This window comes from Dactylosporangium sp. NPDC000244 (genome assembly GCF_040300725.1).
GTDB lineage: Bacteria > Actinomycetota > Actinomycetes > Mycobacteriales > Micromonosporaceae > Dactylosporangium.
Genome location: NZ_JBEPEH010000069.1, coordinates 19,566 through 44,201 on the forward strand (window position 1 = coordinate 19,566; position 24,636 = coordinate 44,201).

The window sequence follows — 24,636 nt, forward strand, 5'->3', positions numbered from 1 at the left end:
CGTCCCACTGGCCCGTCGCTGCGCGTGTCATGCACGTTCACGCGCGCCGCTATCTCGCCGTTTGTGTGCGTGGGCGTCGCGCTGTCGTGCGTTTCGATCGGGTGGTGGTGCTCGCCCCGCGCATCGGCGCGTCCCACTGGCCCGTCGCTGCGCGTGTCATGCACGTTCACGCGCGCCGCTATCTCGCCGTTTGTGTGCGTGGGCGTCGCGCTGTCGTGCGTTTCGCTCAGGTGGTGGTGCCCGCCCCGCGCATCGGCGCGTCCCACCGGCCCGTCAGCGCGCGTGTCGTGCACGTTTACGCGCGTGGACGTCGAGCCGTCGGGCGCTTCGATCACATCGGAATGCCCGCCTCGCGCATCCCCGGATCCGGCGGCGATGTTCGCAGCGGCGTCGGCATCAGGGTGCGCATTGTGCGCGGCGGACAACGGATCGTGTGCGTTTGGTTGCGCGATCGTCGGGCGGTTCGGTTTCGCGGGCAGGCTCAGGCCCAGCGAGACCAGTTCCACCGCGGCGTCCGGCAGACCCGCGGCCAGACTCGCGGCGGCTCCGCGGGCGGCGGCGGCGCGCGCTTCGGCCGTACGACCCAGGGATGCCGCATGCCGGGCGAGTGCGGCGTCGTCGCCCAACTCGACGGCCAGGCCGCGCGCGAGTGTGTGCACTCGTGTGCGTTCGCGCGGCATGACGCCGGCCGCGAGCGCCTCGCGCAGCAGCGGGTGGCGAAATCGCAGCGAACCGGCCGGTGCCAGGTCCGGCGCGATGAGCAACAGGCCGAGGTCGAGCAGCCGGCGCAGCGCGGGCTCGACGTCCCCGCCGCACACGTGGAACAGCACGTCGCTCTCCACCGGGTCGCCCAGCAGCGCCGCCGCCCGCGCGACCCGGCCGACCAGCGCGGGCTCGCTCGACAGCGGCTCCACCAGCAGCCCGACGACGTGCGCGGGCAGGGGAGCGGCCGGCAGGTCGTCGGCCGTGTCGTACGCCGCGAGCAGCTCCGCCAGCCAGAACGGGTTCCCGCCGGTGCGCCGCCGCGCGCCGCGGACGGCCTCGGGGGCGGGAGCACTGCCGTACGTGGCCTCGATCAGCTCCGCGGTCTCGCGCGCGGTGAACGGCGCGACATGCACGCGAAGTACAGAAGGCGACCCTCCGAGACGTCGCAATGTGCGCGCGGCGGCCGGCGCGAACGCGGCCTCCTGCGGCGGGCGGCTCGTCACGAGCATGAGCGCACACAGCGACTCGGCCGCGGCCGCGAGCTCGGCGACGAGCGAGAGGCTGGCCGGGTCGAGATCGTGCAGATCCTCGACCACGATGATCCCGAGGCCGGAGCCACCGCCGAGGCCGTCACCGTCACCGGCAGTGCTCGGGCCAACACTGCTCTCCCCGAGACCGCCAATCCGAGCGGCGGACGGAATGCCGGAGCCATCGGAGCCGCCAGGGCTGCCGCTGATACCGGCGCGGGTCTCGGTGCCGATGCGGCGGGACCAGTTGCCGGGGCCACCTACGTCGGAGCCGCAGCCGGGGCCACCTACGTCGGAGCCACGGCCGGGGCCACCTACGTCGGAGCCACGGCCGGGGCCACCAACGTCGGAGCCACGGCCGGGGTGGTCGATGCCGGAGTCATCGCGGGTGCCCTTAGGGTCGCTCGGGTCGATGCCGAAGCCGCCGTCGAATACAGCGGCAACACCGTCGCGGAGGTCGCTGGTCCCGGCACCCGAGCCGCTGAGGCCGGAGCGAATCCCCGAGCCGGCGTCGCCGTCGATGGTCGAGTTTGGGGCGGACGGGGGAGTACCGCGCAACAATGCGCGCACCACGTCGACCGCCGCGCGCAATGTCGTCGCCGGGGCGAGTCGGGGCTCGGCGGCGTCCAGTGAGCGTTGCGCCAGGCGGTTGAGCAGCGACTCCTCGACCGGGAGCGTCGCCGCCGGGCGGTCGGTCAACACGGATGCCAGCCAGTCGTACGGTGCGGCCCCCTGCGAACGCGACGACCCGCGCAGCACCGTCGTCCCGGTCAGGTCAAGGCGCCTCAGAGCCTCCGCGACCAGCCGGCTCTTGCCGCTGCCACCCTCGCCGGTGATGAGCACGATCCCCGGCCGCCGGGCCGCCCATGCCGCCTCGATCTCGGCGAGCTGGGCCGCTCGTCCGATGAAGGGGGCGGTCGGCATGCGGCCACGATACGCACAAGTGCGTAGAGACGCCTGCCGTATCGATACGGCACGCTGTCAGGCATGGCAGAGGGTGTCGCAGAGGACATGGTCGACGGGGGACCTGAACCGCTCGCGCTGCATTGGGCGTCGCGCACCGACACCGGCCTGGTGCGCACATCCAATCAGGATTCGGTGTTCGCCGGCGACAGGCTCCTCGCCGTCGCGGACGGCATGGGCGGGATGGCAGCGGGTGACGTCGCCAGCCGGCTCGCGATCGAGGCGATGGGGCCGCTCGACGGCGAGTTCGCCGGGAACGACCTGCTCACAGCGTTGCGTACGGCCGTCTCCGACGCCAACCGCCGCATCCGCGACGAGGTCGAGGAGGACCCGGCGAAGCTGGGCATGGGCACGACCCTGACCGCGATCCTGTTCTCCGGCGACCGCATCGGCCTGGTCCACATTGGAGACTCGCGCGCCTACCTGCTGCGCGGCGACGAGTTCGCGCAGATCACCAAAGACGACACATACGTGCAGTTACTGGTGGACGAAGGCCGCATCACGCTCGACGAGGCGGCCACCCACCCACAGCGTTCCCTGGTCAGCCGGGTGCTCCAGGGGCAGCCGACCGATCCCATGTACTCCGTGACAGCCGCCCGGGCCGGCGACCGCTACCTCCTGTGCAGCGATGGCCTGTCCGGCGTCCTGCGCGCGGAGACGATCGAGGAGGCAATGCGCGAGTACGCGGACGTCGATGAGTGCGTCGACCGCCTGGTGGACCTCGCCCTGCGCGCGGGCGGCCCGGACAACATCACCGCGGTCGTGGCGGACATCGTCGGCGACGACGTACCCGAGCGCAAAGGCCTGCGCCACCGCCTCCGCCACTGGCTGGGCCGCGACGAGATCAGCAACGCCCGCCTCCCCGCGTAGGCGACGCCCGCTTCCCCGCTCACGCCGAGCAAAGGCGCAGACACGGAAACGGACAGCGGAGGCGCGGCCGCACCGACCGGGCCGCGACGAGACCAGCATCGCCCGCCTCGCCGCGTAGGCGACGCCCGGCTCCCCGCTCACGCCGAGCAAAGGCGCAGACACGGAAACGGACAGCGGAAGCGGGGCCGCACCGACCGGGCCGCGACGAGATCAGCGACCATCGGCCGCCCGCGTGGGCGGCTCCCAGGCCGAAATCCGCTCTGCCCCGCGCACCGTGAGCTTCGCGGGCGTGAGCCAGGCGAGCGTCCGCAACACCGCGCCACCCACGACGCCCCGAGCCCCCGCGAGCCGGCCCACCTGCCAGCTCCGCCATGCAACAAGCGCCACCCGCGGCCGTCTGATCCTGTCGTACTCCGCCAAAGCCCCCGCCACCAGTGCCCCCAGCTCCGGAGGGGCCGGCGTGTTCGCGGTCGCGTGGGGCATGAGCGCGGCCAGGGTCACCGCGTCCTCCAGCGCCTGGCACGCGCCCTGGCCCAGGTTCGGCGTCATCGCGTGCGCCGCGTCGCCGACCAGGGCCACCCGCTCGCCGAACCGCATCGGCGCCACCGGGTGCAGGTCGAGCAGTGGATGGTGCAGCAATGTGCGCGAATCGGTCGCGGCGAGCAGCTGCGGGATCGGCTCGTGCCAGTCGCCGAAGAGGCGCTGCAGCTCGCTGAGTTGCTCGGCCTTGGTCGTGGTGCGCAGGGGCGCGGGTGCGACGGCATACCAGTACACGCCGCGACTCCCCATGGACAGGTAGCCGAAGCGGAGGCCGTGCGGGCCTATGGTTTCGCCGCCGCCACTGACACCACCACCACCACCACCACCACCACCGTCGCTGCTGCTGCCGCCGTTACTGCTGCTGCTGGTGCGGTGGCCGCCGCTGCTGCCGTCGCCACGGTCGCTGCCGCTGTCGCGGTCGTCGCCGTGGTCGCCGTCGCCGTGGTCGTCGCCGTGGTCGCCGTCGCCGCCGTCGCCGCCGTCGCCGTGGTCGCCGTGGTCGCCGTCGCCGTGGTCGCCGTGGTCGCCGTCGCCGTGGTCGCCGTGGTCGCCGTCGCCGTGGTCGCCGTGGTCGCCGTCGCCGTCGTCGCCGTGGTCGCCGTCGCCGTGGTCGCCGTGGTCGCCGTCGCCGTCGCCGCCGTCGCTGCCACCGTTGCCGTCGTCGTCGCCGCTGCCGTAGGGCACGGCCGGGCCGGTTGTCGTCACGGCGCGCCACGACACCTGGCCGCTGTTGCGGATGCGAGCATCCGGAGCGTACGCGGCGCGCACGACACTCCCGATCCCGTCCGCCCCGACGATCAGATCGGCCTCGAGTGCGTGCACATCGGTGACGTTCACGCCGGTGCGTACGTGCAGTCCGTCGGCCAGGATTTCGTGCAGATCCGCGCGGTGTACGACGATCGGGCCGGACATTGCGCCGCGCGCCAGCCAGGTGCCGCGCGCGGTGCGCAGGCCGCCGTTCGTGATCGGTGCGCCAGCGGCCCGTACGCGGTCGCCCACGCCGAGCCAGTCCAAGGCGCGCAGTGCGTTTGGCCACAACGACAGTCCGGCGCCGGCCGCCTCCAGCCGCGGCTGCCGCTCCAGCACCGTGACGTCCCAGCCGCCGAGTCGCAGTCCCCGGGCCGTGGCCAGGCCGCCGATCCCGCCGCCGACAACGATCGCATGCATCTCGGTCTCCTCAACGCCGCTGGACGTGTATCACCGCGCCGGATGTGCGAACCCGGCGGGGCGATCCGCCGATCCCGCATCGCGCCGCATCTCGATCTCCCTGAATGCCGCTGGACAGGCATCACCTCGTCGGCTGCGCGAACCCAAAGAGCTCGTTGCCGCCGGACAGGCGTCGCCGCGTCGGCTCCGCGAAACCCAAAGGGCTCGCGGACAGGCGTCATCGCGTCGGCTGCGGGCATCCAAAGGGCTCGTGGCTGGGCGGACGATCCGCTACAGCTGTAGTAAGAGACGCTACACCTGTAGCATCCGAGCTGTGAAGCCACGAGACGCGGATCGCAAGAGTCGGCTCGCCGACGCCGCTATCGATGTGCTCGGCCACGAGGGAGTGCGCGCGCTCACGCACCGGGCCGTCGACGCCCGCGCCGGGCTGCCGCAAGGTACGTGCAGCTATCACTTTCCGACGCGCAACGCCCTGCTCACCGCCGCGCTTGAGCGCATCGCCGAGCTCGACCTCGCCGACTCCGAGGGGCGCGACCTCGCCGAGGTGATCGAGCGGTGGGCTACCTCGCATCGGACGCGGGCGCGGTTCATGCTCATGCTCGACCCGCAGGCGCGCAGGGAACTGGGGGAGTCCGCGGCGCGGCTGGCGGACGGCTTCGTCGACCGGGCCGAGGCGCTCACCGGCTCCCGGCAGCGCGGGCGGCTGCTCATCGGGCTGATCGACGGACTGCTTCTGGACGAGGTTACCCGCGGCCCCGTCACCGTCGAGGAGCGCCGCGACCGCCTCACCGCGGTCCGGCAGATCGTCGCGACCGAGCGCTAAAGCGGCCGAGCGGAAAAAGCGGCCGAGCGGTAAAGCGGCCGAGCGGTAAAGCGGCCGAGCGGTAAAGCGGCCGAGTGGCGGCAGCGGCCGAGCGGCGGCAGCGGCCGAGCGGTAAAGCGGCCGAGTGGCGGCAGCGGCCGAGCGGTAAAGCGGCCGAGTGGCGGCAGCGGCCGAGTGGCGGCAGCGGTAGGAACGCCGAAGAGCCGGGAGCGACGGCACATAAGAACCAACTCCAACAAAGGTCATGAAAACGAGCGAACCATCCAGTAACCCCGGGCGGTTCCCGTCGTTGAGCGGGATGAGCGCATCCCCGGCGTTCCCCCTCGCGAAAGCGGCCCTGCGATGATCGGCAACCCGCGCACGTTCTGGCTCGCCCTGCTCACCACGGCCGCGGCCCTCACCGCGGCCGCCGTCGTCGGGCCGGTGCTCGGCCGGGTGGCGGTCGCCGCCGCGGCCGCGGTTGCCGCACTGGTGCATGCCGGTGCGCTGATCCGCCTGGCCCTGCGCATCCACCATGGCCGTAGCGACTTCGGCCCGTGCCGCGGGGCCGGCTTCCTGGGCATGGGCGCGCTGCTCACGGGCGCGGGCGTGGCCCTGACGGGAGTGCCGGCGCTGTCCCACGGGCCGATCGCGGCCGGTACCACGCTGATCGCCGCTCCGACGTACCTGCTCGGCCTGCTGCTGCTCCCGGGCACAGCCCCGACCCTCGGGGCCAGGCTGCGCCGCCTGCTCGACGGGGCCGGCATCGGCGTGAGCCTCTTCTACTGCGCGTGGGTCCTGGCCCTGAAGAGCGAGGCGAGCGGGACCGCACCGCTCAGGCTCGCCGTGGCCGTCACCGGGTCCGTGGCCATCGCCGTGGCCGTCGTCACCGGGCTGCGCGCCGTGCGGCATCGTCCCGCGGCGCTGGGCTGCGCCGGTGGGGCCGCGCTGTCCATCGTGGGCCTCGACGTGTACTCCCTGCTGCTCCTCGGCCACCACGGCGCCTGGCCCGCGGTCCCCGCGACCGTCACCGCCGGCCTGGTGCTCGCCGGCCTCGCGATGGTCGCCGGCCCGTTCCTGATCACCGCCGGCGCCCGCCGGGCCGGCGACGGGCCGACGCGCCCGGAGGTGTTCGACGAGGGCGGCTCGCTCGCGGCGTACCCGCTGCTCATCGGCCCCGCCCTGCTCGCCGTCGCGGTCTCGGCCTTTCACCTGCTCACCGGCGGCCGGTTCGACGTCACGTCGGTGGCCCTGGGCCTGGCCGCGTTCGGCGCGCTCGCCGTGCGGGAGCTGCTCGCCGCGCGCGACATCCGCCGGTACGCCCTGCGGCTCGCCGGCCGCGAGGCCCGCTTCCGGACGCTGGTGTCCGGCTCGACCGACGTGACGATCGTGCTCGACGCCGACCTCGTCGTGCGCTGGCAGAGCCCCGCGGCCGCGCGCCAGTTCGGCCTGTCCGACCAGGACGCCCTCGACCGCCCGCTGACCGACCTGCTCCACCCGGACGACCACGGCCCTGTGACCGAGGCCCTGCGCGCCGTGCTGAGCGGCCGCCAGCACGTGCTCGTGCAGGCCCGGCTCCGCGACGGCTTCGGCCGCTGGCGCGACACCGAGTCGACGGTCAGCGACCAGCGCACGGCACCCGAGGTCGCCGGGCTGGTCGTGCACGTGCGCGACGTCGGCGACCGGGCACAGCTGCAGCGCACGCTCGACGAGGTCGCGTGGACCGACGACCAGACCGGCCTCGCGAACCGCCGCCGGTTCGTCGCCGCCGCGGGCGAGGCCTGCCACGAGGGCCGGCCCTGTTCCCTGCTCGTGCTGGAGCTGGAGCGCTTCTCCAGCGTCGCCGACCTGCACGGCCAGGCGGTCGCCGGGGCCGTGCTCATCGAGGCGGCCCGGCGCCTGCGCATCGCCACGGCGGGGCACGACGTGCCGGCCCGGCTGGGCGATGCCGCGTTCGCCGTGCTCACCGAGGCGCCGCTGGTGCACGCCTTCGCCCTCGCGACCCGCCTGGCCACGGCCCTGGCCGAGCCCTTCCACCTGCCGGGGCACACGGTGCACCTGGCCGCGGACGTGGGCGTGGCCGACCTGCTGAGCGCCGGCACCGCCGAGGAGGCCCTGCGCCACGCCGACGTCGCCCGCCGCCGCGCCCGCCAGCTCGCCCGCTCCCGCGACGGCGGCCGGGTCGAGTGCTACGACAAGTCCTTCGAGGCCGCGCTGGTCCGCCGGACCGACATCGAGCAGCAGCTCCCGGGGGCCATCGGCCGCGGCGAGCTCGACGTGGTTTTCCAGCCGATCGCCGACCTGGCCAGCCGCCGGCCCGCCGGGGCCGAGGCCCTGCTGCGCTGGCGGCACCCGCGGCTGGGGGCCGTGCCGCCGGCCGAGTTCCTGCCGATCGCCGAGGAGCTGGGCACCGGCCTGGCCGAGGAGATCGGAGCCTGGGTGCTGCACAAGGCCTGCCGCCAGCTCTCATGCTGGCGCCGCGACGGCCGGGAGCTGTGGGTCTCGGTCAACGTCTCGGCCCGCCGGCTGGCCGCCGACGGCTGGCTGCCGACGGTCGCGACCGCCCTCGACACCCACGACATCCCGCCGGAGGCCCTGGTCGTCGAGGTGACGGAGGCCGCCCTGCCCGACGACACGCTGGCCGTCGAGCAGCTGGCCGGCCTGCGGGCCCTGGGCGTGCGCACGGCCCTGGACCACTTCGGCACCGGCCCGACCGCCCTGGCCCACCTCCGCCGGCTCCCGATCGACATGCTGAAGATCGACCAGTCGCTGTTCAATGAGCCGGCTGGCCGGCGCGGGCCGGCGACCCCGATCGTCGACGTGGTCGTGGCCCTGGCCCGGCGCCTGGGCATCGACGTCATCGCGTGCGGCCTGGAGACCGAGTCGCACGTGGACGTGGTGCGCGCGGCGGGCTGCCCGCTCGGCCAGGGCTACCTGATCAGCCCGCCCGACCACGCCGAGCACGTCGAGGCGTTCCTCGAGCGCCACCGCGCCCCGATGCTCTGAGCGCAGGACCAATGACAAGACCCTGACTCGGGTCCGCCGTGGTGCGGACCGTCGCTCCCGCCAGACACCGCTCGGCGCTGGCGCGCCGTCGCTGCCAGGCCCGCCGTTGGTCACCCAGGGCCAGATGGAATGCTCGGCAGCGAGCTACGTCGTCGGCGGGGGCGTGCGCAGGGTCAGGATCAGGTCGAGCACCAGGGCCGTCCAGCCCGTCTGGTGCGCCGCCCCGAGGCCCGCGCCCGTGTCGCCGTGGAAGTACTCGTAGAACAGCAGCAGGTCGTGCCACGCGCCGTCGGACTGGAAGAGGTCCACGTCGCCGAAGAAGGGCCGCCGGCCCGACTCGTCGTTGAGGAACAGCTTCACGAGCCGGTGCGACAGGTCGTCCGCGACCGTCGCCAGGGTGGCCATCCGCCCGCTCTTGGCCGGGTACTCCACCTGCAGGTCGTCGCCGAAGAACTCGGCGAAGCGCCGCACCGCCTCGATCAGGATGTAGTTGACCGGCATCCAGATCGGGCCGCGCCAGTTCGAGTTGCCGCCGAAGAGCCCGCTCGTCGACTCGCCGGGCTCGTACCCCACCGTGTACTCGTGGTCGCCCAGGTGCACCGTGAAGGGCTCGTCCTTGTGGGCCCGCGACAGGGTGCGCAGGCCGTAGGGGGACAGGAACTCGTCCTCGTCCAGCATCCGCTGCAGGATGCGGATGAGCTGGTCCGGCCCGACCATCGACAGCAGGCGCAGCTGCTGCCCGCCGCGGCTCTTCTTCGCCCCGACGACGTCGCCGTACTCGGGCTTGTTGGTCAGGAACCAGCGCAGCCGGGCGGCCACGTCCGGCAGCCGGCGCAGGGTCGAGGAGCTGATGATCGTGGTCGCGGTGAGCGGGAGGAGCCCGACGACCGAGCGGACCTTGAGCGGGATCTGGTGCCCGTCGGCGGTGCGCAGTACGTCATAGAAGAACGCCTCCTCCTCGTCCCACAGCCCGAACTCGTAGGCGGCGTCGGCGATGTAGGCGAAGTGCTCGAGGAACTTCGCGGCGATGTCCTCGTAGACGCGGTCGTGCACGGCGAGCGTGAGCGACATGTCGAGGAGGTTGAGCGCGTACATCGCCATCCACGCGGTGCCGTCGCTCTGCTCCAGCCGCCCGCCCACCGGCAGCGCCGCGGACCGGTCGAACGGCCCGACGTTGTCCAGCCCGAGGAACCCGCCCTCGAAGACGTTGTTGCCCTCGGCGTCCTTGCGGTTGACCCACCAGGTGAAGTTCAGCAGCAGCTTGTGCAGCACCCGGGCGAGGAAGTCGAAGTCGCGCGAGCCGTCGAGCACGAACACGCGCAGCGCGGCCCAGGCGTGCACCGGCGGGTTCACGTCGCCGAACGCCCACTCGTACGCCGGGATCTGCCCGTTGGGGTGCATGTACCACTCGCGCAGCAGGAGCAGCAGCTGCTCCTTGGCGAAGCCGGGGTCGACGCGCGCGATGGCCACGCAGTGGAACGCGAGGTCCCAGGCGGCGTACCACGGGTACTCCCACGGGTCGGGCATGGACAGCACGTCGCAGCTGTTCATGTGCCACCAGTGGGAGTTGCGGCCGTAGCGGCGGCTGTCCGGCGGCGGCTCCGACACCGGGTCGCCCTGCAGCCAGCGGGCCACGTCGAAGTGGAAGAACTGCTTGCCCCACATGAGCCCGGCGACGGCCTGCCGGACGATCATCTTCTCCTCGGCGGTGGCGGCCGCGGGGACGAGCGCGTCGAAGTACTCGTCGGCCTCGGCCCGCCGCCGCGCCATCGTGGATTCGAAGTCGGCCTTGAGGTCGGCCGGGGCGAGGTCCTTGGCGCCGGGCGCGTTGAGGTTGAGCCGCAGCCGGATCTCGTGCGTGCCGCCGGAGGGCACCGAGACGAGGTAGTGCAGGGCGCCCTTGGTGCCCACGGCGGCCGGGTTGACGCTGTCGGTGCCGTGGATGATGTGGTCGCCGATGCCGTCCTTGGGGTACTCCTCGCCCTCCTTGCCCCAGATCCGCGGCCCGTTGGTCTCGTTGTTGCAGAACAGCGGGCGGGGTGCGCCGTCGCCGGTCAGCGCCAGGCGGCCGAGCAGGCGGTGCTCGGCGAGCAGGCCGTTGTCCTTGGCGCGGATCTCCGGCCGGTAGTCGCGGCCGGGCAGCCCCCAGGCCCACGTGTTGCGGAACCACAGGGTGGGCAGCACGTGCAGGCTCGCGGGTTCGGGCCCCATGTTGCGGATCCGGATCTTGATGCACATGTCCGTCGGGCCGGCCTTGGCGTAGTCGACCTCGACCGCCCAGTACCGGTCCTCGTCGAAGACGCCGGTGTCGACGAGCTCGTACTCCGGCTCGCCGCGCCCGCGCCGGCAGTTCTCGGCGACGAGGTCGTCGTACGGGAACGCCTCCTGCGGGTAGTGGTAGCGCCACTGCATCCACGAGTGCGTCGGGGTGGAGTCGGTGTACCACCAGTACTCCTTGACGTCCTCGCCGTGGTTGCCGAGGTCGCCGCCGAGACCGAACATCCGCTCCTTGAGGATGGCGTCCTTGCCGTTCCACAGCCCGAGCGCGAAGCAGAACGTCTGCCGGTCGTCGCAGATGCCGGCCATGCCGTCCTCGTTCCAGCGGTACGTGCGGGAACGGGCCTGGTCGTGCGGGAAGTAGTCCCAGGCGTTGCCGTAGGCGCTGTAGTCCTCGCGGACCGTACCCCAGGCTCGCTCGGACAGGTAGGGCCCCCAGCCCCGCCATGGGCGCTCCCCGCTGTCGGCTTCGGCCAGCCTCCGGCGTTCGGCGTTCCCATCGTCCTCGATCACGCGGCTATTCTCCGTTGTTCATGTTTCGGTCAAGTTGAGACCCGACCATTCGACCCATAGGTGGCATTTGTTCCTACACCAAAAAGCTGGGAACCGCACCCTCCTGGATCTTGGACGCCGCAGCGCCGTCCGTTCGGGCTCGATTGACCCGGGCCCGATTGATCAATAATTGTGCTGGGGTCGAGTCGCCTCCTGCCACCTGCTGCCACCAAGATTGTGCGCATGGTGGTGTACGGCACGCAGGTATGCGGTGATCTGGCGCACGGGGCGGCACTCGAGTGGCTCGTCCCGGACGGGACCGGCGGCTACGCGATGGGCACGGTCTCGGGGCTGCGCACGCGGCGGTACCACGGCCTGCTGGTGGTGGCCGAACCCGGGCAGCCCGCCCGCCGCCACCTGGCCCTGGCCGCCCTGGACCCGGTGCTGACCCTGCCCTCGGGCGCCGAGGTCGAGCTGGCCGTGCACGAGTGGGCCGGCGGCGCGATCAGCCCCGCCGGGCACACCCTGCTCGAGCGCTTCGAGCTCGTCGACGGCCTGCCCCGCTGGCGCTGGCGGATCGGCCCGGTCGTGATCGAGCGCGAGCTGGCGATGGTCCACGGCCGCGCCCACCTCGGCGTCGTGCACCGGCTGGTCAGCGCCCCCGGCCCGGTCACCCTGGCGCTCAAGGCCCTGGTCACCTGGCGCGACGCGCACGGCGAGCTGTCCGCCGCGGGGCCGGAGCCGCTCGTCGAGGCGCACGACGGCGGGGCCGTGGTCGAGCGCGCCTTCCGCCTGAGCGGGCCCGGCTTCCAGCAGGTCTCGCAGTGGTACCGCGGCGCCCACGCCCGCCTCGAGGCCGACCGGGGCCTGAGCGCGCACGAGGACCTGTGGTGCGCCGGCCGGTTCACCGCCCGCCTGGAGCCCGGCGACACCCTCGAGGTCGAGGCCTGGGCCGGCGACGGGGACGCGCACCGCGGGGCCGGGCGGATCGTGGAGCGGGCCCGGCTGCGCAACCGCGCGCTGACCCACGACGCGGCCGACCCGGCCGACGCCGCGCTCGTGCTCGCGGCGGACGCCTTCGTGGTCGCGGGGGCCGCGGGCGCGCCCGACGTCGTGGCCGGGTACCCGTGGTTCGGCACCTGGTCGCGCGACACCATGACCGCGTACGAGGGACTGTTCCTCAGCACCGGCTGGTACGACGAGGGTCGCGAGCTGCTGCGGGCCTACGCGGCGACCCTCGACGACGGCATGCTCGCGAACACGGCCGACACCGGGCGGACCGAGCACAACACCGTCGACGCCACGCTGTGGTTCCTCCACGCGATCGAGCGGCACGTCAGCGGTACCGGCGACGACGACCTCGCCGCCGAGCTGCTGCCCGCGCTCGAGGAGGTCGTCGCGGCCCACGTGCGCGGCACTCGCTACGGCATCCGGGTCGACGGTGACGGACTCGTCACCCAGGGCGCCCCCGGCGTCGCGCTCACCTGGATGGACGCCCGGGTCGGGGAGATTCCGATCACACCCCGGGCCGGTAAGCCGGTCGAGGTGAACGCGCTGTGGATCAACGGGCTCGCCGCGATCGCCGCCCTCGCCGAGCGCACCGGCCGCCCCGCCGGCCCGGTCCCGGCCCTGCTCGCCACCGCCCGGGCGAGCTTCGAGCGCCGCTTCCCGATCCCGTCACCGTTGCACTCCGCGACCGGCCGGCCGGATGTGACGCCCCTCTTCGACGTGGTCGACGGGCCCGGCGGGGACGACCCGGCGCTGCGCCCCAACCAGCTGCTCGCGTGGAGCCTGCCCCGCGGCCCGATGCGCGGCCGGGAGGTCCCCGAGGCCGTGTCCGCCCTGATCACGCCCCTGGGGCCGCGCAGCCTGGCGGCCGGGGAGCGGGGATACATCGGGGTCCACGCGGGCGACCCGGCCCGGCGCGACGCCGCCTACCACCAGGGCACCGTGTGGCCCTGGATGCTCGGCCCCTATGTGGACGCCCACACGGCCGGGGCGTCGAGCCGTCACGGTGAGCTCCTGCGGGGAATCGAGGCACATCTGTGGGAGTGGGGCGTGGGCTCGGTCAGCGAGACCGCCGACGGGGACGCCCCGCACCGGGCCACGGGGTGCCCGTTCCAGGCCTGGTCGGTCGCGGAGGTGCTGCGCGTTCGGAGGAATGTCGGCTGAGCGTTACACCCTAGAAATGAGATTTGCCGCCTTGGTAACCCTCACGAGGCAGGATGAGTCTCAAACCCACCCAACGGCTCACACGCGGGGGAGAAATCGCGTGTGTGGCAGTGCCGTGCGTGGGTATTTGGGCGAGCGTTTTGATCAACGATCTGTGGGGGCGGCCACGTGAGCGAGACCATCGGGACCGGAAGACGACGACCGTTGCGCATTCTGATGTTGTCGTGGGAGTACCCGCCGGTGGTCGTCGGCGGCCTCGGGCGGCACGTCCACGCGCTGGCCACCTCCCTCGTGGCGGCCGGCAACGAGGTGACCGTCGTGACGCGGCACGCACCCGGCGCGCCGCTGGAGGAGTACTCGGAAGGCGTGCGGATCGTGCGGGCGGCCGAGGACCCGCCGCTGTTCCCGCTGGCCACGTCGACCCTGCTGGCCTGGACGATGGCGTTCAACCACACCCTGACCCGGGCCGCGCTGCGGGCCGCGGCGACGGGGGAGTACGACGTCATCCACGCCCACGACTGGCTCGTCACGCACACCGCGGTCACCCTCAAGGAGAGCCTCGACCTGCCGCTGGTGGCGACCATCCACGCCACCGAGGCCGGCCGGCACCAGGGCTGGCTGCCCGACGAGATGAACAAGTGCATCCACTCCGTCGAGTGGTGGCTGGGGCACGAGGCCTGCCGCGTCATCGTCTGCTCCGAATACATGCGCTGGGAGGTCACCCGCCTGCTCGACCTCGCGCCGGCGCGGGTGTCGGTGGTCGCCAACGGGGTCGACGCCAGCGTGTGGCGGGCCCCGGCGCGGGCGGTCAACGCGGCCCGGGCGCGGTTCGCGGGCGAGGGGCCCCTGCTGGGGTACGCCGGCCGCCTGGTCTATGAGAAGGGCGTCCAGGACCTCATCGCGGCCCTGCCCGAGCTGCGGGCCCGGCACAACGGGCTGCGCGTGGTCATCGCCGGCGACGGCCCGCACAAGGGCGAGCTGCTCGAGGAGGTCCGCCGGCACCGCCTGCAGCGGGCCGTCTCCTTCGCCGGCTTCATGGGCGAGGGGGAGCTGCCCGCGCTCATGGCCGCCACCGACGCGCTCGTCGTGCCGAGCATCTACGAGCCGTTCGGCATGGTCGCGCTGGAGGGCGCCTCCGCCGGCGCGCCGCTGGCCGTGGCCGCGACCGGCGGCCTGGCCGAGATCGTCGAGCCCGGCGTCACCGGCGTCACGTTCCCGGCCAAGAACCCCGACGGGCTCGCCGCCTCGGTCGCCACCCTGCTGGAGGACGAGCCGTTCGCCCGCCGGGTCGCCAAGCAGGCCCGCTCCATGGTCAGCGAGCGCTACGGCTGGTCCACGATCGCGGCCGACACGGCGAGCGTCTACGGCACCGCGATCTCCGAGGCGCCCGGGTTCGCCGCGCGCCAGGCGGCCGCGTTTCTCGAGCACGGGCGGCCGCAGATCGTCGTACCGGACGGTAACCTGCTGACGCTGTAGACGCCGCTCAGATACATCGGATTTCTGACCGACCCCGGTATGCGGATTTGCCGGGGTCGGTCATATTTTGGGTCTCGCCAGGGCGATGCATCCCCGGTACGGTTTGCCAGGAATAGCGACCGGAATCGATCAGGAAGCAACTGGGTGAGCGGCAGCGCCGACGAGGTCCTCGGCAACAGATACCGGCTGATCGCACCCGTCGGCACCGGCGGCATGGCGGTCGTGTGGCGGGCCCGCGATCTCGTGCTCGACCGGGACGTCGCCGTCAAGCTGCTCGCCGGGTCGCTGGCCGGCAAGCCGGGCAACCGCGAGCGGATCCGCTCCGAGGCCCAGGTCGTCGCCCGCTTGCAGCACCCCAACATCACCGCCGTGCACGACTACGGCGAGGCCGGGGACGTCTCCGCCGGCCGCAACGGCCGCCGCCCCTACGTCGTCATGGAGCTGCTCGAGGGCGAGCTGCTCACCGAGCGGCTGCGCGCCGGGCCGATGTCCTGGCGCCGGGCCACCCAGATCTGCGCCCAGGTCGCCGCCGGGCTCGCCGCCGCGCACGAGAAGGGCATCGTCCACCGGGACATCAAGCCCAGCAACGTCATGCTCACCGCGGCCGGGGCGAAGATCCTCGACTTCGGCGTCGCGGGCCTGGCCGGCTCCTACGACCCGGACGACGAGCGCGACGGCACCGTCTTCGGCACGCCCGCCTACCTGGCCCCCGAGCGGCTGCTCGGCGGCGGGGTCGTGGCCGCCACCGACGTCTATACCGTCGGGCTGCTCGCCTACCGCTGCCTCACCGACCGGCTGCCGTGGCAGGCGGACACCCCGACGCAGATGATCGCCAACCACGTGTACGAGCCGCCGCACCCGCTGCCGGAGATCCCCGGCATGCCGGCCGAGGTGGCCCGGCTGATCACCCGGTGCCTGGCCAAGGACCCCGAGGCCCGCCCGCCCGCGGCCGAGGTCTCCCGCGTGCTCGCCGCCGCCACCGGCATCCACGTGGTCCTGCCCGGCGAGGACGGCTCCTCCACGCAGGAGGTGCACGCGCCGCCGCCGAGCGAGGACACCCCGCAGAGCCGGCGCGCTGAGTTACCGGTCCTGCGGCGCCCCGGCGGCGGCAGCCACCACCGGGTCGTCACCAGCCGCGGCGCCCGGCGCGCCTGGGTCGCGGTCCTGGCGACCGTGCTCGCGGCCGGGGCCACGACCGGAATGATCATCTGGAAGCCGTGGGCGCCCAAGCCGGGCTGCAACGTCGACTTCTACATCCATCCGGTGTCCATGCCCGGCGCCGACCGCGGCTTCGAGGCACGCGTTACCGTTGCCAACATCGGCAACCGCACGCTCGACCCGTGGGAGCTGGTCTTCCTCTTCCGGGGCGGCCAGCAGGTCGACCGTGTCGACGGCTCCGGCGCCTACACGCCCGGCGTCGGCGGCCTGCGGATCACCGGCCAGTCCGCGCTGCTGCCCGGCAAGGCGGTCACCGTCGGCGTCTACGGCCACGGCGGCAAGCCGGGCCCGCCCAGCGACTTCGTGCTCAACGACACCGCCTGCGACCTGCGCGTCGAGATGCGCGCCCCGGACGAGCAGCTGCCCCCGATCGCCGAGAACGTCCAGGCGCCGCCGGACGCGTCCCGCCCGCCCACCGGCCGCCCCCAGGGCCCCCCGCCCGGCGGCGGCGACCCGAACGGCGGCCCGCCCGGCTTCGATCCCAACGACCCGGACGGCAACCCGGACCCGAGCCGGCGGCCGGCCCAGCCCGGGCAGTCCGGCCCGCCGGCGTATTTCCAGAGCGCCGCCCCGCCCGCCCAGCGCACCCGCCGCAAGCGGCATGCGTGAGGTCACGGCGCCCGTCGGCTTCGTCTTCGGCGGTGGCGGGGTGCTCGGCGCCTACGAGGTCGGCATGGTTCGCGCGGTCCTGCACCACGGCATCCGGCCGGACCTGATCGTCGGCACCTCGATCGGGGCGTTCAACGGCGCCGCCGTGGCCGCGTCCCCGGACGAGCACGTGGCCGACCGGCTCACCGAGCTGTGGTCCTCGCCGCAGGCGCGCACGGTGTACGGCGACTCCCTGCCCCGCCAGCTGAGCCGCTTCGCCAGGCGCACCCACCTGCACTCGCCGGCCCCGCTGCGGCGCATGCTCGAGCGCGAGCTCGGCGAGGGCACCACGTTCGCCGACCTCGAGGTGCCGTTCCAGTGCTGCGCGGCGAGCATCGAGCGGGCCGCCGAACACTGGTTCTCGTCCGGCCCGCTGATCGACGCCGTGCTCGCGTCCTCGGCGGTGCCGGGGCTGCTGCCGCCGGTACACCTGGGGCAGGAGCATTTCATCGACGGCGGCATCGTCAACTCCGTGCCCGTCGGGCGCGCGGTCGCGCTGGGCGCCCGGACCGTCTTCGTGATGCAGGTCGGGCGGGTCGAGCGGCCCCTGCGCCCGCCCCGCCGCGCGTGGGAGGTGGCCCAGGTCGCCTTCGAGGTCGCCCGCCGCCACCGCTTCGCCCGCGAGCTGCAGGAGGCGCCCGGGGACGTGTCCGTGCACGTCCTGCCCACCGGCGGCGGTTCCCCGAGGGACGACTCGCCGCTGTCGTACCGCAAGGTCGAGCTCGCCCGCGGCCGCATCCAGCGGGCGTACGAGGCGAGCCTCGCCTACCTCGAGGCACTGGGCTAGATGCCGCCCCGCTGGATCCGCCGGCTCGTGCTGACCCCGCTCGCCCTGGTCCTCATCACCGCGCTGCTGGCCGTCATGCCGATCTGGCTGCTGCTCGCCGGCGCGCTGGGCCCGCTCGGCTCCGGCCGCCTCCGCGGGCTGCGGGTCGGCTGGATGGTCGCCGTCTACCTCTTCCTGGAGGTCGTCGCCCTCGTCGTGCTCTTCGCCCTGTGGGTCGCCAGCGGCTTCGGCTGGCGGCTGCGCGGCCCCCGCTTCCAGCGCATCCACTACGTCCTGACCGGCAAGTTCCTCAAGATCCTCTACCATCAGGCCCGCTTCGCCCTCGGCGTCAAGGTCTCCGTGGTCGGCACCGACCCCGACGTGGCCGCGCCCGGCCAGCCCGAGCTCGTCTTCTGCCGCCACGCCGGCCCCGGCGACTCGTTCCTGCTGGTCCACTCCCTGATCAGCTGGTTCGACCGCGAGCCGCGCATCGTGCTCAAGCAGACCCTGCAATGGGACCCGGTCATCGACGTGATGCTCAACCGCCTGCCGAACCACTTCGTGACCTTCGCCGAGGACAGCGAGGAGCACATCGCGGCCCTGGCGACCGGCCTCGACGAGAACGACGTGCTCGTGCTCTTCCCCGAGGGCAGCAACTTCACCCCGAACCGGCGCGAGCGGGCCATCCAGCGGCTGCGGGACCTGGGGCTGACGGCGATGGCGCAGCGCGCGGAGCGGATGCGCCACGTGCTGGCGCCGCGGCCGGGCGGCACCCTGGCCGCGCTGGACGCCGCGCCCGAGGCCGGGGTGATCTGGGTCGCGCACACCGGCCTGGACAAGCTGCTCACGGTCGCCGACGTCTGGCGCCATCTCCCCCTGGACCTGACGATCACGATGCGCTGGTGGTCGGTCGAGCCCGAGGAGATCCCCGCCGGCCGCGACGAGCGGGTCGAGTGGCTCTACGAGTGGTGGGCCCGGATCGACGACTGGATCGATCACCACAACCCGTGAAATATCGGGTATGCCCGGGATTCCCCGCGCGGGCGGTGATCCGCCGCGGCGTGCCGTGGGGGAGAATGGTCCGATGCGATTCGGTGTGCTGGGCACGGGACATTGGGCGACGGTCACGCAGGCGGCCGCGCTGGCGACTCACCCCTCCGCGACGCTCGCGGGCGTCTGGGGCCGCAGCGCCGACAAGGCGGCGGACCTGGGCTCGCGCTACGGCGTCCCGGCCTACACCGACGTCGACGCCCTGTTCAAGGAGGTCGACGCGGTCGCGATCGCCCTGCCCCCGCACGTCCAGGCGCCGCTGGCCGTGAAGGCGGCCCAGGCCGGCAAGCACCTGCTGCTCGACAAGCCCCTGGCCCTCGACCCGGCCGCGGCCGACGAGGTGGTGGCGGCGGCCGACGCGGCCGGCGTGGCCTCCGTCGTCTTCTTCACCAACCGCTTCATCCCGTCGATCGCCGGCTTCCTGGCCGCCAACGAGGAGCTCGGCGGCTGGTATGCGGCCCACGGCACGATGTACACGTCGATCTTCCAGCCCGGCAACCCCTACGCCGGCTCGGTCTGGCGCAAGGAGCGCGGCGGCCTGTGGGACCTCGGCCCGCACGCGCTCTCGGTGATCCTGCCGCTGCTCGGCCCCGTCGTCGACCTCTCCGCCGCCGAGGGCCCCCGCGACACCGCCCACCTGCTGCTGCGCCACGAGGGCGGCGCCGCCAGCACCCTCTCGCTGACGCTGGACGCCGCGCCCGACGCGACGAGCTTCGGCTTCTCCTACTTCGGCGAGCACGGCGCCACCACCCTCCCCGAGTGGGACGCGACCCAGGTCGAGGCCTTCGGCAACGCCGTGAACGCCCTGATGGACGCGGCCGCCGGCCGGCCCCACCCGTGCGACGCGGCCTTCGGCGCCCAGGTGACCCGCATCCTGTCCGCCGCCGAGCAGGCCCGCAGCACCTCCACCATCGTCGCCGTCTGAGCGCCCCGCGCGCGGTGGGCCGGGTCAGCGCATCCGGCCCATCGCGTCGCGGAGGCGGGTCAGGTCGCGGATCCGCCGCTCGTACGTCACGGCGAACCCCACCAGCAGCGCCCCCGCCACCGCCAGCGGAGCCCACCGCGGCAGGTAGTCCCAGAACAGCAGCACCTCGTGCCAGGCCAGCACGGCCAGCACCGCCCCGCCGGCCGCGATCGGCGCCTTGAGCCGCAGCCGGGCCCCGGCCAGCACCACCGCCACGGCCACGAACCCGAGCACCAGCCGCCGCCCCGGCGCCCCCGGCGTGGTCATCACGAGCGCCAGGCTGGGCAGCAGCCCGGCCAGCAGCGCCGGCCCGAACGCCGTCCAGCTGGTCAGCCCCGGGTTGCGCCGCGCCGCGAACCACCCGGCGACGAGCGCGGCCAGCGCGACCGGCGCCGTGTACGCCTCGGCGACCGACACCTCCCGCGCGACCAGCACCAGCTCGTAGGCGACCAGCTCGGCGGCGACGGCCCCCGCGGCGTACGCGATCCGGGCCGGACCGCCGAGCGCCCGCAGCCCGAGCGCCACCCCCCACAGCCCCGCGACCCCACCGGCCGCGGCGATGTCCGCGGTCGAGAGCAGGAACGCGACCACGGCCGCGGCGTGCGCGACGCCGTCGAGCAGCCGCCCCTCGGCCCCGCGCCCGCGCAGCAGGAAGCCCCCGCCGAGCGCGAGCCCCGCGGCCGCCAGCACCAGGTACGCGGTGGTGGTCAGCGGCAACCCCGCGGCCCGCCCGGCCGCGAACGCCAGCCACGCGCCGGCGGTCCCGGCGACGGCCCAGGCCGTGCCCCGCGCGACGGCGGTGCGCCCCGCGACACCCGCCACGACCGCGGCCGCCACCAGGAGCCCGAGCCCGGCGAGGGTGGACCAGGCCGCGGCCAGCAGCCCCGACAGCCCCGGCACGATCCCGAACCAGCAGGTGATCGCCGCGACGACGGCGCCGTGCGAGGGCCGGCGCAGCGCCGCCCCGAGCGCGGTGGCCAGCCCGGTGGCGAGGGTGGCCGCGGGCACGACCGGCCACGGCGCCCCGGCCGCGACGCAGCCGAGCACGATCGCCAGCAGCGCCGGGGGAGCCGCGAGACTCCAGCGGGCCAGCCCGAACCGCCCGGCGACGAGCACCGCCAGCCCGGCGAGCACGGCCAGCGTGACGGCCGACGCTGCGGCCCCGAAGGCGGGCGGCTGGTCCTGCCACCATTCGGTACCGTCCGGTCCCAGCCCCACCCCGCCCGGCGCGCCCCGCCAGATCGCCCCGATCCAGCCGAGCGGCCGCAGCAGCGCCTCGAGCACGGCCGGCACCAGCGAGACCGTCGCGAGCAGCGCCGGCACGACCGCGGCCACGGCGTGACGCCCCCGCACCGACGCCGGGCGGAAGGCGCGCGCGGCCAGCCAGGTGCCGGCGAGGGCGGCCGCGCCGAAGGTGCCGAACCAGGTCGCGCCGTGGTTCGCCGCCGCCGCGACCGCCGCCGCGACCGTGACCCCGGCCCCGGCCGTGGCGGTCGCGACCGTGCCCGCGTTCAAGACCCAGCCCCAAGCCCGGTCGCGCAGCGCGAGCGCGGCGGCCAGCACCAGCGCGAGCCCGGCCGTGGCGCCGGCCAGCGCCGGGGGGACGGCGACGGTGCCCAGCGACGCCAGCCGGAACCCGGCGGCCCCCGCGACGGGCAGGGCCAGCAGCCCCAGGACGGCGGCCGGGAACCCGGTCGCGCGCCCGGCCGAGCGGACGGCGACCGCGGCGGCCACGGCGCCGAGCAGGGCATAGGCGGCAAGGGTCACGGCGGGCGAGACGAGCCCGACGACCGCGAGGTGCGCCCCCGCGACGGGCATGGCCAGCAGCGCGAGCACCTCGGAGGTCCACACCTTCGCGCCCTCGGCCGGCTTGACGAAGGCGACTCCGGGCGCCGCCATGATCAGCAGCGCGATCCCGTCCGCCAGGGCCGCGAGCGCCGGGTCCGGGGCCGCGAACGCCGACGGCGCCGCGAAGGTCACGAGGAGCAGCGCCGCCCACGGTACGACCGGATGCCGCACCAGCAGCCAGACCGCCCCGGCGAGCAGGACGAGCGCGGCCGGCTCCTGCCAGTCGAAGAGCCGGCCCGCCGCCGTGGCGGCCGGGTGCCACGGGGGCAGCGCGTGCACGGCGCTGCGGGCGGCGGCGAGGAGCGCGAACGCCGCGTACGGCACCGCGAACCCGCCGGCCACCACGAGCGCCCCGGCCCGGACCCCGGCCCGGACCCGCGTCGGCGCGACGAGCGCGAGGGCCGCGACGGCCAGCCCGAGCACGGCGAACGCCACGTACCGCTGCCCCGGGACCACCTCGGCCACCAGCCGGGCCAGGCCCACCGCCATGATCCCGACGGCGATCCCGGCGGCCGGCTGCGTCGTGCGCGGGTGCGGCGCCCCGGCCGCGACCACCAGGGCGGCCAGCGCCGCCAGGACGCCCGCGATCCGCAGCGCCGCGGGCACCCCGTCGACCGTGGCCAGCGCGTGCAGCGCCGGCGGCAGCGCCGACAGCACGGCCAGGCCCGACGCGATCCAGGCCACCCGGCCGGTCGGCCGGGCGAGCCGGTTGGCCAGCGCGACGTCCGCCGCCGCGAGGATCACGAACACCAGCGCCCAGCCGGTCGCCCCGAGGCCGCGGTGCAGGGCGAGCAGCGGCAGCACGGGCTGGACGGCGAGCACCGCGGCCAGGGCCGGGGCGCGCAGCCTCGTCAGGGCCGCGTACCCGCCGCCCACCGCCGCCGCGAGGGCGAAGACGATGCCCGCGTACGTGGTGGGCAGGGTGGCCTCCGCCAGGCCGGCGAGGTTGACGTACCACGCGGCGTACCCGTCCAGCACCACCAGCAGCAACCCGAGCGCGGCGAAGGTCTCGGCGGTCGCGCGCAGGCCGCGGCGCTGGGTCAGCGGCGGCACGGCGAGCGTGACCAGCGTGACGGCCGCGAGGATGGCCGCGCGCCCGAGCACCCCGAAGCTCGCCCAGGCGACGGCCGTGAAGACGATGGCGGCCGCGCCGAGGAGCAGGCCGCCGAGCACGAACAGCAGGTTCTGCACGGTTCGCGGCGCCGCCTCGGGCCGCCGCTCGAACCCACCAGCGGGTTCCGGGGGAACAGTGGCCGGGGGAACAGTGGCCGGGGGAACAGTGGCCGGGGGAGTCGGCGTCACCGGGCGGGGCGTGGTGGCCACGGATGCCTTCACCCGCGCGGCGAGCAGGTTGCGCTGCGACACCGCCGCGTTGTAGGCCAGCACGGCCGAACCGAAGCGCGCCCGGGCCGCCTCCACCTCCGAGTACAGCTCGCGCGTGCGCGCGTTGAGCCGTACGACCTCCGCCGCATCGGGAAAGGGCGGCCTTCCGCAGCCGCCGCACCCGGACTCCAGCCCGGCCGGCGCGCCGCAGAACGGGCACGGGTAGCTCACCATGCCCCTCAGGGTGCCGCAGCGGGGACCGGGGCCGTATCGGCTCGGCTACTCAACCGGGCCTGAGTACCCGCGCTTCCGGTCCCGCGTGATCAAGGGGCATGCTGTCGTGATGCGGTTGCTGAGCGAGGACGAGTACCGGGCCACGATGGAGCCGGAGCCGGTCCAGCTCGGGCCCGGCGACGAGCCCCCGTTCGACTTCTGGCCCTACTTCGACGAGATCCCCGAGGCGGACCTGCAGGGCCACGACTTCTCCGAGGGCCTGGTGACGTACGCCTGGCACATGCCCCAGGGCAACCGGCAGCACGTGCTCGTCAACTGCGAGCGCTCGAACGTCTTCCTGGTCGTCGTGCTGGACCTGAACCTCAACGTCGTGCTGGGCCACTACGTGCTGGACATCATGCGGGTCCAGGACGGCGGCTAGGCGTCCAGGCCGCGCTCGATGGCGTAACGCACGAGGTCCACCCGGCTGTGCAGCTGCAGCTTGCCCAGCGTGTTCTGCACGTGGTTCTGCACCGTGCGGTGCGACAGCACCAGCCGCTCGGCGATGTCCTTGTACGTCACGCCCTTCGCGACCAGCCGCAGCACCTCGGTCTCCCGCTCGGTGAGCCGCGGCGCGTCGGGGTCCTCGGCCCGCGTCACGCTCGCCAGCCGCCGGAACTCCCCGAGCACCAGCCCCGCCAGCCCCGGCGTGAACACCGGGTCGCCCTGCGCGGTGCGCCGCACGGCCGCCAGGAACTCCTCCCGGGCCGCGGACTTGACGAGGTAGCCGGTCGCCCCGGCCTTCACGGCGTCGAGCACGTCCTGCTGCTCCCCGCTCGCGGACAGCATGAGGATCCGCGCCTCCGGGCAGGACGCCAGCACGCCCTGGATGACCTCGACCCCGGACCGGTCGGGCAGCTGCAGGTCGAGCACCACGACGTCGGGCCGCACCGAACCGGCGATGCGCACCGCCTGGGCGCCCTCGCCGACCGCGGCGACCACCTCGTAGCCGGCCTCGGCGAGGTCCCGCGCCACGCCCTCGCGCCACATCGGATGGTCATCGACCACCATCACGCGCAGATTCGCCCCGCTGTCCACCCAAGCACCATAAACGCTCAGCGCGGCACGGTGAGTTCCACCTCGGTACCGTTTCCCGCCCCCGACGTCACGCTCACCGCCCCGCCCAGCTCCCGGATGCGGCCCCGGATCGACTGGGCGACCCCGAGCCGCCCGTCGCGCTCGGCCTCGGCCAGCCGCCCGTCGGGGATGCCGGCCCCGTCGTCGCGGATCGACACCGTGACCTCGTCGTCGAGCTCCTCGAGCAGGATCCAGGCCCGGGCCCCGTCGCCCGCGTGCCGCCCGACGTTGTCCAGTGCCGCGCCGACCGCCGCCGCGACCTCGCCGGCCACCGACGCCGGCAGCAGCACGGGCGTGGCCGGGGCCGCGACCGTCACGGTGGCCGAGGCGAACGCGTCCAGCAGCGGCCGCAGGTCGATCGCCGCGCCGCCGGGGGGGGGGGGGCCCGGGGGCGCCGCGGGCGCGGCCCGCCCCGCCCGCCGGGGGGGGGGGCGGCCCGGCCCCCCCCCCCCCCCACGCGCGGCCGAAGGGG

The 24,636-nt window shown here is 74.3% G+C and carries 15 protein-coding genes and 1 pseudogene; 10 read left to right on the forward strand and 6 right to left on the reverse strand.

What is annotated here, in order from left to right:
- A partial coding sequence (locus ABT369_RS54670; protein WP_350626122.1) for an ATP-binding protein occupies positions 1 to 2,156 on the reverse strand: 2,156 nt, incomplete at its 3' end.
- Between the two features lie 87 nt (positions 2,157 to 2,243).
- On the opposite strand from ABT369_RS54670, the pseudogene ABT369_RS54675 reads away from it, so the two are divergent.
- Positions 2,244 to 2,990, forward strand: a pseudogene (locus tag ABT369_RS54675) (PP2C family protein-serine/threonine phosphatase); the annotation flags it as partial.
- Positions 2,991 to 3,275: 285 nt separating this feature from the next.
- On the opposite strand, the gene ABT369_RS54680 reads toward ABT369_RS54675, so the two are convergent.
- Positions 3,276 to 4,772, reverse strand: coding sequence for an FAD-dependent monooxygenase (locus tag ABT369_RS54680; RefSeq protein ID WP_350626124.1), 1,497 nt, complete (start codon positions 4,770 to 4,772; stop codon positions 3,276 to 3,278).
- A 313-nt stretch (positions 4,773 to 5,085) separates the two neighbouring features.
- Here ABT369_RS54680 and ABT369_RS54685 point away from each other — a divergent pair, with 313 nt between their 5' ends.
- Together ABT369_RS54685 and ABT369_RS54690 are read left to right on the forward strand one after the other, a co-directional pair.
- A complete protein-coding gene (locus tag ABT369_RS54685; RefSeq protein WP_350626126.1) occupies positions 5,086 to 5,595 on the forward strand; it encodes a TetR/AcrR family transcriptional regulator in 510 nt (169 codons plus the stop codon).
- Between the two features lie 342 nt (positions 5,596 to 5,937).
- Complete coding sequence (locus ABT369_RS54690) at positions 5,938 to 8,580, forward strand: putative bifunctional diguanylate cyclase/phosphodiesterase (RefSeq protein ID WP_350626128.1); 2,643 nt, start codon at positions 5,938 to 5,940, stop codon at positions 8,578 to 8,580.
- Positions 8,581 to 8,724: 144 nt separating this feature from the next.
- Here the strand turns inward: ABT369_RS54690 and ABT369_RS54695 are convergent, their stop codons facing one another.
- Positions 8,725 to 11,370: an MGH1-like glycoside hydrolase domain-containing protein gene (locus ABT369_RS54695; RefSeq protein WP_350626130.1), complete on the reverse strand. Its 2,646-nt coding sequence runs from the start codon at positions 11,368 to 11,370 to the stop codon at positions 8,725 to 8,727.
- Between the two features lie 222 nt (positions 11,371 to 11,592).
- Here ABT369_RS54695 and ABT369_RS54700 point away from each other — a divergent pair, with 222 nt between their 5' ends.
- From ABT369_RS54700 to ABT369_RS54725, 6 genes are all read left to right on the forward strand, one after another.
- A complete protein-coding gene (locus ABT369_RS54700; RefSeq protein WP_502891953.1) occupies positions 11,593 to 13,521 on the forward strand; it encodes an amylo-alpha-1,6-glucosidase in 1,929 nt (642 codons plus the stop codon).
- 216 nt (positions 13,522 to 13,737) lie between these two features.
- Entirely contained in the window at positions 13,738 to 14,997 is a 1,260-nt protein-coding gene (locus ABT369_RS54705) for a glycosyltransferase family 4 protein (RefSeq protein WP_350626148.1), read from the forward strand.
- Positions 14,998 to 15,141: 144 nt separating this feature from the next.
- Positions 15,142 to 16,824, forward strand: coding sequence for a protein kinase domain-containing protein (locus ABT369_RS54710; protein ID WP_350626134.1), 1,683 nt, complete (start codon positions 15,142 to 15,144; stop codon positions 16,822 to 16,824).
- On the forward strand, positions 16,817 to 17,650 hold the full coding sequence (locus tag ABT369_RS54715) for a patatin-like phospholipase family protein (protein WP_350626136.1): 834 nt from the start codon (positions 16,817 to 16,819) through the stop codon (positions 17,648 to 17,650). Before ABT369_RS54710 ends, ABT369_RS54715 begins: the two co-directional genes overlap by 8 nt.
- A complete protein-coding gene (locus tag ABT369_RS54720) occupies positions 17,651 to 18,640 on the forward strand; it encodes a 1-acyl-sn-glycerol-3-phosphate acyltransferase (protein ID WP_350626138.1) in 990 nt (329 codons plus the stop codon). It begins immediately after the preceding gene.
- 73 nt (positions 18,641 to 18,713) lie between these two features.
- The gene (locus ABT369_RS54725; protein ID WP_350626140.1) at positions 18,714 to 19,604 is read left to right on the forward strand and encodes a Gfo/Idh/MocA family protein; all 891 of its coding nucleotides are present in this window, start codon (positions 18,714 to 18,716) and stop codon (positions 19,602 to 19,604) included.
- Positions 19,605 to 19,628: 24 nt separating this feature from the next.
- Here the strand turns inward: ABT369_RS54725 and ABT369_RS54730 are convergent, their stop codons facing one another.
- Positions 19,629 to 23,048, reverse strand: coding sequence for an SCO7613 C-terminal domain-containing membrane protein (locus ABT369_RS54730; RefSeq protein ID WP_350626142.1), 3,420 nt, complete (start codon positions 23,046 to 23,048; stop codon positions 19,629 to 19,631).
- 109 nt (positions 23,049 to 23,157) lie between these two features.
- Between ABT369_RS54730 and ABT369_RS54735 the strand changes: the two genes are divergently transcribed.
- Positions 23,158 to 23,469: a hypothetical protein gene (locus ABT369_RS54735; protein ID WP_350626144.1), complete on the forward strand. Its 312-nt coding sequence runs from the start codon at positions 23,158 to 23,160 to the stop codon at positions 23,467 to 23,469.
- Here the strand turns inward: ABT369_RS54735 and ABT369_RS54740 are convergent.
- Both ABT369_RS54740 and ABT369_RS54745 read right to left on the reverse strand, forming a co-directional pair.
- A complete protein-coding gene (locus ABT369_RS54740) occupies positions 23,466 to 24,098 on the reverse strand; it encodes a response regulator (RefSeq protein WP_350626150.1) in 633 nt (210 codons plus the stop codon). The two genes, ABT369_RS54735 and ABT369_RS54740, sit on opposite strands and share 4 nt — an antisense overlap.
- A 44-nt stretch (positions 24,099 to 24,142) precedes the next feature.
- Positions 24,143 to 24,481 (reverse strand): ATP-binding protein, encoded by a 339-nt coding sequence (locus ABT369_RS54745; RefSeq protein WP_350626146.1) that lies wholly within the window; start codon positions 24,479 to 24,481, stop codon positions 24,143 to 24,145.
- Positions 24,482 to 24,636: the final 155 nt, after the last annotated feature.

What these genes read in the sequence shown, in the direction of transcription:
- ABT369_RS54680 (WP_350626124.1), bottom strand. Translation starts at nt 4,772, where the DNA reads ATGCATGCGATCGTTGTCGGCGGCGGGATCGGCGGCCTGGCCACGGCC.
- ABT369_RS54690 (WP_350626128.1), top strand. Translation starts at nt 5,938, where the DNA reads ATGATCGGCAACCCGCGCACGTTCTGGCTCGCCCTGCTCACCACGGCC.
- ABT369_RS54700 (WP_502891953.1), top strand. Translation starts at nt 11,593, where the DNA reads ATGGTGGTGTACGGCACGCAGGTATGCGGTGATCTGGCGCACGGGGCG.
- ABT369_RS54705 (WP_350626148.1), top strand. Translation starts at nt 13,738, where the DNA reads ATGTTGTCGTGGGAGTACCCGCCGGTGGTCGTCGGCGGCCTCGGGCGG.
- ABT369_RS54715 (WP_350626136.1), top strand. Translation starts at nt 16,817, where the DNA reads ATGCGTGAGGTCACGGCGCCCGTCGGCTTCGTCTTCGGCGGTGGCGGG.
- ABT369_RS54720 (WP_350626138.1), top strand. Translation starts at nt 17,651, where the DNA reads ATGCCGCCCCGCTGGATCCGCCGGCTCGTGCTGACCCCGCTCGCCCTG.
- ABT369_RS54725 (WP_350626140.1), top strand. Translation starts at nt 18,714, where the DNA reads ATGCGATTCGGTGTGCTGGGCACGGGACATTGGGCGACGGTCACGCAG.
- ABT369_RS54730 (WP_350626142.1), bottom strand. Translation starts at nt 23,048, where the DNA reads ATGGTGAGCTACCCGTGCCCGTTCTGCGGCGCGCCGGCCGGGCTGGAG.
- ABT369_RS54735 (WP_350626144.1), top strand. Translation starts at nt 23,158, where the DNA reads ATGCGGTTGCTGAGCGAGGACGAGTACCGGGCCACGATGGAGCCGGAG.
- ABT369_RS54740 (WP_350626150.1), bottom strand. Translation starts at nt 24,098, where the DNA reads ATGGTGGTCGATGACCATCCGATGTGGCGCGAGGGCGTGGCGCGGGAC.